The following is a 12,483-nucleotide window of genomic DNA, read 5'->3' on the forward strand; positions in this document are numbered from 1 at the left end:
TTCCGTGTCTCTTTTGAGACGCTTCTGATTCGGTGAGGTCCGGCTACCGGATCTCGCCGAGGTGGGAGACGTTGGCCACGTCCGCGGAATCACCGCTCGGCCGCCCCGCCAGCCAGGCGTCGAGGATCTCGTCGAGCACCACGTCGGACGTCAGCCGGAGGCTGAGCGCCAGCACGTTGGCGTCGTTCCACTTGCGGGCACCGTCGGCGGTGTAGGCGTCGACGCACAGGGCCGCGCGCACGCCGGCCACCTTGTTCGCCGCGATCGACGCGCCCGTGCCGGTCCAGCAGCAGACGACCGCCTGGTCGGCCCGCCCCTCGCTCACGTCCTTCGCGGCCAGCTCGGAGGCCCACGCCCAGTCGTCGCGCTCCTCGTCGCTGAGCGCGCCGTGGGTCACCACCTCGTGCCCGCGCCTGCGCAGCTCCGACACGACCCGTTCGGCCACGCCGTCCTTGCTGTCGGCGGCCACAGAAACTCGCATACGACCTCCCGGTCGCTCATTTTCGCACGTACCAGGCACTGGCGCTTTGAGGTGGCATGTGCTTGGTTGTGTCGCCATATGAGCATTGAGATAAACGATATTCCGGCTCTCGCCCGGGGGTGCGCCATCCTGGGCACCGGAGGCGGGGGCGACGTCCGTACGGGATCGCTGGCCGCGATCAGGGCCATCCGCGCGTACGGCGAGGTGCCGCTGGTCCGGCTGGCGGACCTGCCCGACGACGCGCTGGTCGTGCCACTGTCCGGCATCGGGGCGCCGACCGTCAGCCACGAGATGATCCACGGCGAGGACGAGCCCAAGCGCATCGTCGAGGAGGTCGAGCGGCTCTTCGGCCGCCGGCCGAGCGCGATCATGTCGTGCGAGATCGGCGGCGCCAACGGGGTCGCTCCCGTCGCCTGGGCCGCCCGGCTCGGCCTGCCGCTGCTCGACGCCGACGGCATGGGGCGGGCGTTTCCCGAGGTCCAGATGGTGTCGATGTACGTGGCGGGGCTGCCGGCCGAGCTGGTGATCATGTCCGACATCGTGGGCAACGTCGTGACCATTCGCCCGGTCGACGGGCTCTGGTCCGAGCGGCTGGCGCGGGCCGTCTGCGTGGCGGCCGGCTCGCACGCGCTGATGGCCGACTACGTGCTCACCGCCGCGCGGGCCAGGGGCGCGGTCATCGAGGGTACGGTCACCCGCGCCCTGGAGGTCGGCCGGGCCACCGAGGGCGCCGCCGACCCGCTCCGCGCGCTCCAGGACCGGCTCGGCGCCGCCCGCCTGATCACCGGCAAGCTGACCGACGTGGAGCGGCGCACCACGGGCGGGTTCGTCCGCGGCACGGCCACGATCGAGGGCACCGGCGCCGAACGCGGCCGCCGCCTCACCCTGGAGCTGCAGAACGAGAACCTGGTCGCCCTGGAGAACGGCGAGGTGCGCGCGATGGTGCCCGACCTCATCACGGTCGTGGACACCGAGACCGCCGCCGCCGTCCAGACCGAGGGCCTGCGGTACGGGCAGCGCGTCTCGGTGCTCGCCTGGCCCTGTGACGCGCTCTGGCGTACCCCCAAGGGCCTGGAGACGGCGGGCCCCCGGGCCTTCGGATACGACCTGGACTACGTACCCGTCGAGGAGCTGACGGCGCATGGCTGACCTGCGGATCGGGATCGACGTCGGCGGCACGAACACCGACGCGGTGGCGCTGGACGCCGACGGCCGGGTGATCGCCAAGGCCAAGCGGCCGACGACCTCGGACGTGACGGGTGGCCTGCGGGCCGCGCTGGACGCCGTACTCGAAGAACTGGGCGACAACGCGCGCGACCGGGTCGCGCGGATCATGCTGGGCACCACGCACGCCACCAACGCGATCCTCGAACGGCGCGGTCTCGGCCGGGTCGCCGTGCTGCGGCTCGGCGCACCCGCCACCACCGCCGTGCCCCCGCTCTCCGACTGGCCCGACGACCTGCGCGAGGCCGTCTCGGCGGGCGAGGCCATCGTGCCCGGCGGTCACTACGTGGACGGCCGCGAGATCAGCCCGCTCGACCTCGGCGAAGTCCGCCGCTTCCTGGACGGCGTGACGGCCGGCGACGGTGTGACGGCCGACGCCGTGGCCGTGACCAGCGTGTTCAGCCCGGCGAGCGACGAGCACGAGCGGCTGGTCGAGGAGCTCGTCAGGACCGAGTACGGCCTGCCGGTGTCGGTCAGCCACGAGATCGGCTCGCTCGGCCTGCTGGAGCGCGAGAACGCGACCGTGCTGAACGCCGCCCTGTACGGCGTCGCCGCCCACGTGACCGAGGCCCTGGTGACGGCGCTGGCCGAGCGAGGGCTGGGCGCGCGGCCGTACCTGGCGCAGAACGACGGCACGCTCATGACCGTCGAGCACGCCGCCCGCCTGCCGGTCTCGACCATCGGCTCCGGTCCGGCGAACTCGCTGCGCGGCGCCGCGTACCTGTCCGGCGTGGCCGATGCGATCGTGGTGGACGTGGGCGGCACCTCCACCGACCTGGGCGTGCTGGCCGGCGGTTTCCCCAGGGAGTCGGCGGCGGCGGTCGAGATCGGCGGGGTGCTGACCAACTTCCGCATGCCCGACATCCTGGCCATCGCGCTCGGCGGCGGCACCGTGGTGCGGCCCGGCGGCGTCGGCCCCGACTCCACCGGCTACCGGATCGTGGACGAGGCGCTGGTCTTCGGCGGCACGACGGCGACGATGACCGACGCGGCGGTGGCGGCGGGCCGGGTTCCGCGCGAGGCCGAGGGCTGGCCGGAACGGCTGGGTGACATGCCGGAGGGAATCGCCGACATCCTGCGAAGGGCGGTGCCGCTCGCGGACGAGATGATCATCGACGCGGTGGACCGGATGACGCTCGGCAGAACCGACCGGCCCCTGGTGGCGGTGGGTGGCGGGGCGTTCCTGCTGCCCGCCCGCATCCCCGGTGTCAGTGAGGTGATCCGCCCCGAGCACGCCGAGGTGGCCAACGCCGTGGGCGCCGCCATCGCACTCGCGAGTGGCAGAGTCGATACGATCTTGCCTGCGGGAGATAGCCGGTCAGAAGCGATCGAACAGGTCAAAGAGGAGGCGCGGGCGCGGGCCGTGGCGGCGGGGGCGGACCCCTCCGGCGTCGAGATCGTGGACCTCCTGGAGGTGCCGCTCAGCTATCTCTCCGAGCCCGCCGTACGGGTACACGTCAAAGCCGCCGGACCCCTCGCCCGGTGACAGACCGAAAGGATCCCCCACCATGAGCTGGCACAAACGTCTGCTCGTCGCCGGGGTCACGGGCGCCCTGGCCCTGACCGCGTCCGCGTGCGCGGGCGGTCAGGTACGCGGCGCCGGCGGCACACCGGAGCCGGCCACGAGCACCGCCACGGGCACCGCCACTGGCGGTCAACCGGCGGCGACCCGATCGGGTCAGGCCAACGACACCACGTTCGTCTACGCGCCGAACCTCGACGTGGTCACCGACTGGGACCCGGCGACCTCCTACTCCAACGAGATCGTCGCCCTGTCGAACATCTACGAGGGCCTGACCAGGTACAACTCCCAGACCAAGACCACCGAGCCGCGTCTGGCCACCGAGTGGACCTCCTCAGGCGACGGCAAGGAGTGGACGTTCAAGCTGCGGCAGAACGTGAAGTTCCACTCCGGCGCCACGCTCGACGCCGAGGCCGCGAAGAAGGCCATCGAGCGGACGATCGAGAAGAAGGGCGGCGCGGCCTACATCTGGGACCCGGTCGACAAGATCGAGGCCGTGGACGCGGGCACGCTGAAGTTCACCCTCAAGTACGCCAGCCCGCTCGACCTGATCGCCTCCTCCGGCTACGCCGCCCACATCTACGACGTGGACGCCGTGGACGCCGACGGCAAGAAGACCGCCGGCACCGGCCCGTACACGATCGACTCCTGGCAGAAGGGCAAGGAGACCGAGCTGACGCTGAAGGCGTACGAGGGCTATTGGGGCGGCTGGAAGCCGGAGCAGTACAAGAAGGTCGCCTTCCGCGTCACGCCCGAGATCACCACCGCGTGGCAGCTTCTGCAGCGGGGCGAGGTGAACTTCGTCGAACGCCTGAACCCGCAGCTCTTCGCACAGGCCGGGACGACTCAGGCGGTGCAGACCTCGCAGTCGCCGTCGTTCCAGAACCTGCTGGTGCTGTTCAACACCGCCGAGGGCCCGGCCAAGGACGTGCGGGTACGGCAGGCGCTGCAGCTCGCCATCGACTACGACGGCCTGGCGGGAGCGCTCAAGGGCGCCGGGCTGAAGGCCAGCGGCCTGGTGCCGCAGGGGCTGCTCGGCCACGCCACCGGCATGGAGCCCAAGCAGGACCTGGCCAAGGCGCAGGCGCTGCTCGCCGAGGCCGGTTATGGCCCCGACAACCCCGAGCTCAAGCTCAGCATGACCTACGCCCAGGGCGACGAGGACCAGAAGCTGCTGGTCACGCTGCTCAGCTCGGCGCTGACGAAGATGAACGTGACGCTGCAGGCCAAGCCGATGACCTGGAGCGCGCAGTGGGACCTGGGCAAGAAGCAGGGCCAGGACATCTTCGTCATGTACTGGTATCCGGACTATCCGGACGCCTACTCCTGGTTCCTCAATGTGTTCAAGAGCGCTGACAAGCCGCAGTTCAACCTGTCCTACCTCAAGAACGGTGACATCGACTCGGCCATCGGCAAGCTGCCCGAGCTGACGGCCACGGACAAGGCGATGGCCGAGCGCGAGTACGGGGAGCTGCAGAAGAAGATCATCCAGGAGGAGGCGGCGGTGGCGGTGCCGTACGTGCAGACGTATCAGCGCGCGCTCTCGTCCGACGTCCGGGGATATGTGGACAACCCCGCCTATCCCAACGTGGTGTTCTTCTACGACCTCACGCGCGCCGGCTGAGCATGCTGCGCTATCTGGCCCGCCGGCTCGGCCAGGCCCTCCTGGTCGTGGCCGGCGTGGTCGTGCTCACGTTCGTGGTCATGCGGCTGGTGCCGGGGGATCCGGCGGTCGCGTTCGCCGGGCCGAAGGCCACGCCCGAGCAGCTCGCCGAGGCCCGCGCGCGGTTCGGGCTGGACGACCCGCTCTACGTCCAGCTCGTGAACTACGCCCGCGACCTGGTCAGCGGCGACTGGGGCACGAGCCTGCGCACCCGGCAACCGGTGCGCGACGACCTGTACGTGGCGTTTCCCGCCTCTCTCGAACTGGTCGGCACGGCTCTGCTCATAGCGGTCGTCGCGGGCATTCCGATCGGCGTGCTCGCCGCCCGCTTTAAGACGAAATTTCCGGACTTTGGAGTGCGGGTGGGCAGCATGCTCGCCGTCTCCGTCCCCGTCTTCTGGCTGGCCCTCGTCCTGCAGACGGTGTTCGCCACCAACCTCGGCTGGTTCCCCATCGCCGGCGAGTACGACTCCTCGCTCGACCGCACCAGCCCCCTCACCCTCTGGACCAACATCACCATCGTCGACGCCCTCATCACCGGCAACTGGCCCATCTTCACCAGCACGCTCCAGCACCTCGTGCTGCCCGCGCTGGTCGTGGCCGCCTACCCGGTCGGCGTCATCGCCCAGATGACCAGGGCGGCCCTCATCGAGGAGTCCGGTCAGGACCACGCCCGGCTGGAGCGCGCGCTCGGCTTCGGTGAGACGTCGATCCTGACCAAGTTCGCCCTGAGACCGGCGCTGAATCCCGTTCTGTCGCTGATCGCCCTGGTCTTCGCGTACGCGATCGTCAACGGCTTCCTCGTCGAGGCCGTCTTCAACTGGCCGGGCCTGGGCCGCTACGCCGTCGAGTCGATCCGCTCGCTGGACACCCCGGCCATCGCCGGCGTCACCCTCCTGGTCGCCCTGGTGTACGTCCTGGCCAACCTGGTCGTGGACATCCTCCAGGGCTTCGTCGACCCCCGGACGAGGATGCGATGACGGACGTCGAAACCGCGCCGCTGCGCCGGACCCTGCCGAGGCTGCCCGACCGCTTCGCCGCCCTGGGCGCGGTGCTCATCGTGCTCGTCGTGCTGGCGGCGATCCTCGCGCCGTGGCTGGCGCCGTACCCGGTGGACGAGCCGAAGCCGCTGGAGGCGCTGCTGCCGCCGAGCGGCGCGCACTGGTTCGGCACCGACCAGGTCGGGCGCGACGTGCTCACCAGGATCCTGTACGGCGGCCGCACCTCGCTGTTCATCGCCGTGGCCGTGCTCGCCGTCTCGGCCCTGGTGGGCGTCGCGCTGGGGGTGGTCGCCGGGTACGCGGGCGGCTGGCTCAGGGACGTCATCATGCGCGTCACGGACGTGTTCCTGGCCTTCCCCGCGCTGCTGCTCTCCCTGGCCCTGGCGGTGGTGCTGCAGCCGAGCGTGAACACCGTCATCCTGGCCATCGCGGTGACCTGGTGGCCCTGGTACGCCCGGCTGGCCGCCTCCGTGGCCGCCTCGATCGCGACCCGCGGCTACGTGGACGCCGCCCGCTGCCTCGGCGTGCCCGCGCCGCTGATCATCCTGCGGCACGTGGTGCCCAACTCGCTCACCCCCGTGCTGGTGCAGCTCTCGCTGGACGCGGGCGGGGTGATCCTGACCTCTGCGGCGCTGTCGTACCTGGGGCTGGGCGCGCAGGAGCCGACGGCGGAGTGGGGCTTGATGGTGCAGCAGGGGCAGACGCTGTTCACCACGAACTGGTGGGTGGTCACGTTCCCCGGGCTGGCGATCCTGGTGACGGCGTTCGCGTTCAACGTGCTGGGCGAAGGGCTGCGCAACGCGCTCGACCCTCGGAGGGTGGTCAAGTGATCGAGGTGCGCGATCTTCAGGTGCGCTACGGCGGGCGGCTCGTGGCCGACGTGCCGGTGCTGGACGTGGGCGCGGGGGAGTGCGTGGCGATCGTGGGGGAGAGCGGGTCGGGCAAGTCCACGACGCTGCTCGCGCTGCTCGGCCTCACCGAGAATGCCGAAATTTCGGGACAAATTGGGGTCTGCGGCGTCGACGTCCTGACGGCCTCGCCGCGCGCCCTGCGCGAGATCAGAGGCGCCAGGGCGGCGCTCGTGATGCAGTCACCGCAGGCCGCGCTCGGCCCCGCCACCCGCCTCGGCGTCCTCATGCGCCGCGCGCTCAAACTGCACGGCCGCGACGCCTCCGGCGCGAACATGGCGAAGGCCGTCGAAGAGGTCCTGCTCGACCGCGAGATCCTGCGCCGCTACCCGCACGAGATCTCCGGCGGCCAGGCCCAGCGCTTCGCCATCGCGCTGGCCATCGCCCTGGGCGCCGAGGTGATCCTGGCCGACGAGCCCACCAGCGCCCTGGACGTGACCGTGCAGGCCGAGGTGGTCGGCGTGCTGCGCCGGCTGCGGGAGGAGCGCGGGCTGGCGCTGCTGCTCGTCTCCCACGACCTGGCCCTCGTCTCGACGATCGCCGACCGGGTGCTCGTCATGAAGGACGGCGCGGTGGTGGAGTCGGGCCCCGCCGCCGGCGTGCTGGCCGAGCCGTCGCACCCCTACACCCGCGAGCTGCTGGAGGCGCTGCCGTGACGATGCTCAGGGCCGAGAGCGTGACACTCGGGTACGCCCGCAATCCGGTCGTCCACGACGTCACCCTGGACATCACCGAGGGCGGCGTGGGCCTGATCGGGGAGAGCGGCTCGGGCAAGACCACGCTGGCGCGCGCGTTCCTGGGCCTCCTCACCCCCATGTCCGGAAATATTTGGTACGGCGACCAAACCCTGAAAAAGTCCGACCTGAGGAAGTTCCGGAAGGACGTCCAGCCCGTCTTCCAGGCCGAGGCCCTCGACCCCCGGATGCGCGTCGGCACCTCCATCGCCGAGGCCCTGCCCCGCGCGGCCCGTTCCCGGGTCACCGAGCTGCTCGAACAGGTCGGCCTCGACCCTGACCTGGCCACCCGCAGGCCGCACCAGCTCTCGGGCGGCCAGCGCCAGCGCGTGGTGATCGCCAGGGCGCTGGCCGTCGGCCCCCGCCTGCTCATCCTGGACGAGCCCACCAGCGCGCTCGACGTCACCGTCCAGGCCAGGATCCTCGACCTGCTGGCCTCCCTGGACACCGAACGCCTGCTCATCACGCACAACCTGGCCGTCGTGGAGCGGCTCTGCCGCACCTCGCACGTGCTCTTCGCGGGCCGCGTCGTCGAGTCGGGGCCCACCGGGGACCTGCTGGCCGCTCCCGCGCATCCGTACACGCTGGCGCTGCGCGACGCCGTGCCGAAGCTCGGCGGCGACCCGCCCCAGGCCAAGGGCCGGACCGAGGCGGTGCCGGCGGCGACCGGCTGTGCGTACCGGCTGCGCTGCCCGCTGGCCGTGCCGGAGTGCGAGCGCCCGCCCGCGCCGCGGGACGTCCAGGGACGTCAGGTGGCCTGCCACCGCGCGGAGGACGTCTTAGGCGTCACTTGACGATGGCGCGGGCCTTCAGGAGCTCGCACAGGTCGTCGGAGAGCTTGCCCATCAGCCGGGCCAGCTCGTCCTTGTCCTTCTCCGGCCAGCCGGTCAGCGCGCCCTCGAACCACTCGGTGGTCACCCGGCGGCACCGGACGGCCGCCTCGGCGCCCGCCTCGGTGAGCGCGATGCGCCAGGCCCGGCCGTCGTCGGGGTCGCGTACGCGCTCGACCAGCCCGCGCTGTTCGAGCGCGGCCACGTGCCGGGTCACGTGCGGGCTCTCCACCTGCAGGCTCTCGGCGATCATGCCGATCCTGCGCGGCTCGCCCGCGTCCAGCAGATCGACGATGATCTGGACGTCCGGCCGGTCCAGCCGGACGCCGGCGGCCTCGGTCAGCCGCTCGTGCGTCTTGCCGCGATTGAGCGTGGTCACCAACCGGCGGAAGGCGGCCACCGTGTCCTTGAGATTGTCGTCCATCCGCTTGCTTACCTAACTTAGGTATGTATTATCGGTTCTCGGTTACTTACCCAAATTATCCAAAGGAGCCGACATGGCGACACTCGTCGCACCCGGAACACGGGAGACGTCGAGCCGTAACCCCTGGCCCGCGGTGGTCTCCCTGGCCTTCGCGGCGTCCATCGCCGCTCTCCAGAACACCGCGGTGGTCCCGTTGCTTCCGGTGCTGCAGCGGGAGCTGAACGCCTCGTTGCCCGCCGTCACCTGGACGCTCACGCTGAGCCTCCTGGTCGCCGCGGTGGCCACGCCCTTGCTGTCCCGCTTCGGCGACATGTACGGCAGGCGCCGCATGATCCTCGGCGCCCTCGCCCTCCTGGTGATCGGCTCGGTCATGGCCGCGCTGGCTACCTCGCTGACCTGGCTGATCGTGGCAAGGGTGCTGCAGGGCTTCGTGTCCGCGCTGGTGCCGCTGTCGATCGGGGTGGTGCGCGACATGCTGCCGAGAGAGCAACTGGCGACCGGCATCGGGGTGCTCAGCGCCACGATGGGCTTCGGCAGCGGCGGCGGCATGATCCTGGCCGGGCTCACCTCCGGCGACTACCACCTGGTCTTCTGGATCACCGCCGGGATCTCGCTGCTGGCCGCCGTCGTCGTGGCCTTCCTCGTGCGTGACACCTCGCCGCCGGTGAAGGGCCGTCCCGACCTGCTCGGCGCGGGACTGCTGGCCGCCTGGCTGGTCGCGCTCCTGCTGGGCATCAGCGAGGGCGGCTCGTGGGGCTGGACCTCGCCGGGCGTGCTCGGCCTGTTCGCCGCCGCGGCGCTGCTGGCGGCCGTCTGGGTCCTGGTCGAGCGCAGGGTGGCCGAGCCGCTGGTGGAGATGGCGATGCTGGTGCACCGGGGCACGATCGGCGCGACGGTGTCCTCGATGCTGCTCGGGTTCTCGTTCTTCACGCTGCTGACCGGCATGTCGGCCTTCGCCCAGGCGGGCTTCGCCGCCTCGACCCTGGAGGTCGGGATCTACCTGCTGCCCAGCACGCTGTTCATGCTGGTGATCTCGTTGTTCGCGGGCCGGTTCATGCGCCGCTTCGCGGCCTCGACGATGGTGGCGGCGGGCTCGGGGGTCACCGGGGTGGCCGCGTTGTGGCTGGTGGTGGCCCACGACGCGTCCGTCCACCTGTACGTGGCGTCCTCGCTGATGGGCGTCGGCCTCGGCATCGGCTACGCGGCCCTGGGCACCATGGCCGTCGAGCACGTGGACCCCGCCAAGACGGCCGTCGCGGCCGGTGTGAACGCGCTCGTCCGCGTCGTGGGCGGCAGCACCGCCGGCGCCGTGATCGCCGCCATCCTGGCCGCCCGGCCCGGCCTGGACGGCTACCCGTGGATCTTCGGGGCGGCCGCCGCGGGAGGTGTCGTGGCCGCGCTGTTCGCGGCCGTGTACGGACACCTCAACCGCGCGGCCGTCACTACAGGGCCTTCAGCCCGCTGATCACCTCTAGCAGCACCTTCGCGTCGGGAGCGGGCGGGGGCAGCTCGACCTGGACGAGCTGCTGCGCGTGCAGGTCGCCGACCAGCACCCTGACCACGCCGATGGGCAGGTTCAGCTCGGCCGCGACGTCCACGAGCCGGGTCGGCTGGGTGCACTTCTGCATGATGATGAGATGCTCGGGGGCCAGGCCCCGGGGCGGCGCCAGGCCACCGGCCGTGATGATCACCGCGATGAGGTCGATGGCCTCGCTCGCGGGGACCGTCCGGCCCCTGGTCAGCAGGTAGGCGGGGACGATCGGACCGGCGTCCTCGTCCAGCCAGCGCTCTTCACTCACTTCGCACCACCCGCATGGGGCGAGCCGGTTCCTGAACGGCGGCCGGGGCCTCCGGCTCGGCCACGTGCTCTTCCGGGATCAACACGATCGCGGTGGTCCCTCCATATGGTGAACCGCGTAACGTCACGCGGATGTCATGCCTGGCGGCCAGGCGGGAGACGACGAAAAGGCCGAGCCGGTCACTGTCGGCCAGGTCGAACTCCGGTGGGCTGGCCAGCCGCTCGTTGTAGTCGGCCAGCTCCTCGGGCTCCATGCCGAGCCCGCGGTCCTCCACCTCGAAGGCGAAGCCGCGGGCCGCCTCCTCGCCGCGCACGATGACCGGGGTGTGCGCGGGCGAGTAGACGGTGGCGTTCTCGATGAGCTCGGCGATGAGGTGGATCACGTCACCGACCACGGCGCCGGCCAGACGCTGGCCGGTCATCGGCTCGACGACGACCCGCTGGTAGTCCTCCACCTCGGCCGCCGCGCCGCGGGCCACGTCGTGCAGCGGCACGGGCTTGCTCCAGCCGCGGCCGGGCGTGGCGCCCGACAGGATGATCAGGCCCTCGGCGTGCCGGCGCATGCGCGTGGTCAGGTGGTCGAGCTTGAACAGGTCTTCCAGGTGGTCGGGGTCGGTGGCCCGGTGCTGCATGTCGGCGAGCTGGATGCGCTGGCGGTGCAGCAGCGTCTGGCTCCGCCTGGCCAGATTGCGGAACACGTGCCCGACCCCTTCACTGAGCTGCGCCTGGCCCACGGCCGCCTCGACCGCGGTCTGCTGGACGGTGGAGAACGCCTGGCCCACGTCGTCGATCTCGGCCGTGGTGCTGGTCACCGACAGCTCCGGCACCTCGACCGTCTCGCCCTTGCGCAGCTTGGCGACCACCTGCGGCAGCCGCTCCTGGGCCACCTCCAGTGCGGTCAGCCTCAGCGCGGCCAGCTCCTTGGACAGCCGGTCGCCCATGCGCAGCGAGAACGCGATCGACACGATCACCAGTGCCAGCGCGGTGCCCGTCAGCAGGAAGGCCCTGGACAGCACCTGGTCGGCCACCGGGTCGGCGCGCTCGTTCAGGATCTCGCTGGCCCGCATCTGGGCCGCCTGGAACGACTTGGCCAGCTCTTCCGTGGTGCCGAGCCAGCCCGACGGCGTGCCGCCGGCGATGATCTGGTCCTCCATCATCCGCATCCGCTGGTAGGCGGGGGAGGTGAGCAGGGTGACCTGGGGATCGCGCAGGACCGTGTCGAGCTCGACCACGGCCTGGTCGACGAGGAAGCGCCGGTTGCCGACGAGCTGGGTGAACAGCCTGCGCTCGGCGGCGTCGACCCTCCCGAGCCCGATGGCCTGCTCCCTCGTCAGCAGCTCCTTGGCGTAGCTCATGTCGATGGTCACGCGCGACTGCTCGTAGATCGGGATGTCGTCGATGAGCGCCACCCGCCGGTGCAGGCCGAACAGCGTGTCGATGATCGAGCTGTACGCCTCCACGGTGTGCAGACGGTCGGACAGACCCGCGTCGATCTCACCTCGGACCGAGTCGAGCCTGTCGAGTTGCGTGTACACCGCGTCCACCTGTGTGCGGATCTCTTCCGATCTGTCCTTGGAGTTGCTGGAGAGCTGCTTGAACGCGTCCCTGACAACGTCAGTACGAGTGCGTTGTGCGCTTACGGCGGATTTGTCCGCTGTGTGACGCAGGAGCCTGGCCGAGACTAGACGTTCGCGCTGGATCTCGCTGATCAGTTTGTACGCGGGAAGGCGCAGGTTCGTCCAGACTGTCTTGTATTGACGCAGCTCCAAGCTCTCGCTCGCGGTGACGGCGGTGATGACCCCCCACAACACCACCATGGAGGCCAGCGGCACGAGCAGTAGTCCGATGATCTTCATGCGGATCGTTCGGCTACGACCCATGGCACCTCTCCCCGGTCG

Annotated in this window: 12 protein-coding genes; 8 read left to right on the forward strand and 4 right to left on the reverse strand. The window is 70.8% G+C overall.

Features of this window, described 5'->3' with window-relative positions:
* Nucleotides 1-43: 43 nt before the first annotated feature.
* A complete protein-coding gene (locus C4V41_RS52385; RefSeq protein ID WP_103963570.1) occupies nucleotides 44-481 on the reverse strand; it encodes an RpiB/LacA/LacB family sugar-phosphate isomerase in 438 nt (145 codons plus the stop codon).
* Nucleotides 482-559: 78 nt separating this feature from the next.
* Between C4V41_RS52385 and C4V41_RS52390 the strand changes: the two genes are divergently transcribed.
* Genes C4V41_RS52390 through C4V41_RS52420 form a run of 7 tightly spaced genes read left to right on the forward strand, consistent with a single transcriptional unit; the run spans nucleotide 560 to nucleotide 8,327 of the window.
* The gene (locus tag C4V41_RS52390) at nucleotides 560-1,630 is read left to right on the forward strand and encodes a DUF917 domain-containing protein (RefSeq protein WP_235030934.1); all 1,071 of its coding nucleotides are present in this window, start codon (nucleotides 560-562) and stop codon (nucleotides 1,628-1,630) included.
* Nucleotides 1,623-3,191 (forward strand): hydantoinase/oxoprolinase N-terminal domain-containing protein, encoded by a 1,569-nt coding sequence (locus C4V41_RS52395; protein WP_103963571.1) that lies wholly within the window; start codon nucleotides 1,623-1,625, stop codon nucleotides 3,189-3,191. The genes C4V41_RS52390 and C4V41_RS52395 overlap by 8 nt, the downstream gene beginning before the upstream one ends.
* Nucleotides 3,192-3,213: 22 nt before the next feature.
* A complete protein-coding gene (locus C4V41_RS52400) occupies nucleotides 3,214-4,851 on the forward strand; it encodes an ABC transporter substrate-binding protein (RefSeq protein ID WP_103963572.1) in 1,638 nt (545 codons plus the stop codon).
* A 2-nt stretch (nucleotides 4,852-4,853) separates the two neighbouring features.
* Nucleotides 4,854-5,870 carry an ABC transporter permease gene (locus C4V41_RS52405; protein ID WP_103963573.1) on the forward strand — a complete coding sequence of 339 codons (1,017 nt, stop codon included), beginning with the start codon at nucleotides 4,854-4,856 and terminating at the stop codon, nucleotides 5,868-5,870.
* Complete coding sequence (locus C4V41_RS52410) at nucleotides 5,867-6,721, forward strand: ABC transporter permease (protein ID WP_103963574.1); 855 nt, start codon at nucleotides 5,867-5,869, stop codon at nucleotides 6,719-6,721. Before C4V41_RS52405 ends, C4V41_RS52410 begins: the two co-directional genes overlap by 4 nt.
* Nucleotides 6,718-7,455 (forward strand): ATP-binding cassette domain-containing protein, encoded by a 738-nt coding sequence (locus C4V41_RS52415; protein WP_103963575.1) that lies wholly within the window; start codon nucleotides 6,718-6,720, stop codon nucleotides 7,453-7,455. The genes C4V41_RS52410 and C4V41_RS52415 overlap by 4 nt, the downstream gene beginning before the upstream one ends.
* Nucleotides 7,456-7,457: 2 nt before the next feature.
* Nucleotides 7,458-8,327 carry an ABC transporter ATP-binding protein gene (locus C4V41_RS52420; RefSeq protein WP_235030937.1) on the forward strand — a complete coding sequence of 290 codons (870 nt, stop codon included), beginning with the start codon at nucleotides 7,458-7,460 and terminating at the stop codon, nucleotides 8,325-8,327.
* On the opposite strand, the gene C4V41_RS52425 is transcribed toward C4V41_RS52420, so the two are convergent.
* Nucleotides 8,320-8,787 (reverse strand): MarR family winged helix-turn-helix transcriptional regulator, encoded by a 468-nt coding sequence (locus C4V41_RS52425; protein WP_103963577.1) that lies wholly within the window; start codon nucleotides 8,785-8,787, stop codon nucleotides 8,320-8,322. The two genes, C4V41_RS52420 and C4V41_RS52425, sit on opposite strands and share 8 nt — an antisense overlap.
* A 73-nt stretch (nucleotides 8,788-8,860) precedes the next feature.
* Here C4V41_RS52425 and C4V41_RS52430 point away from each other — a divergent pair, with 73 nt between their 5' ends.
* The gene (locus C4V41_RS52430; RefSeq protein ID WP_103963578.1) at nucleotides 8,861-10,252 is read left to right on the forward strand and encodes an MFS transporter; all 1,392 of its coding nucleotides are present in this window, start codon (nucleotides 8,861-8,863) and stop codon (nucleotides 10,250-10,252) included.
* On the opposite strand, the gene C4V41_RS52435 is transcribed toward C4V41_RS52430, so the two are convergent.
* Both C4V41_RS52435 and C4V41_RS52440 read right to left on the reverse strand, forming a co-directional pair.
* Nucleotides 10,230-10,586 carry a DUF742 domain-containing protein gene (locus C4V41_RS52435; RefSeq protein ID WP_103963579.1) on the reverse strand — a complete coding sequence of 119 codons (357 nt, stop codon included), beginning with the start codon at nucleotides 10,584-10,586 and terminating at the stop codon, nucleotides 10,230-10,232. The two genes, C4V41_RS52430 and C4V41_RS52435, sit on opposite strands and share 23 nt — an antisense overlap.
* Entirely contained in the window at nucleotides 10,579-12,465 is a 1,887-nt protein-coding gene (locus C4V41_RS52440) for a sensor histidine kinase (RefSeq protein ID WP_235030935.1), read from the reverse strand. The genes C4V41_RS52435 and C4V41_RS52440 overlap by 8 nt, the downstream gene beginning before the upstream one ends.
* Between the last annotated feature and the right edge of the window lie 18 nt (nucleotides 12,466-12,483).

Origin of the sequence: Nonomuraea solani (genome assembly GCF_900108335.1) — a bacterium.
GTDB lineage: Bacteria > Actinomycetota > Actinomycetes > Streptosporangiales > Streptosporangiaceae > Nonomuraea > Nonomuraea solani.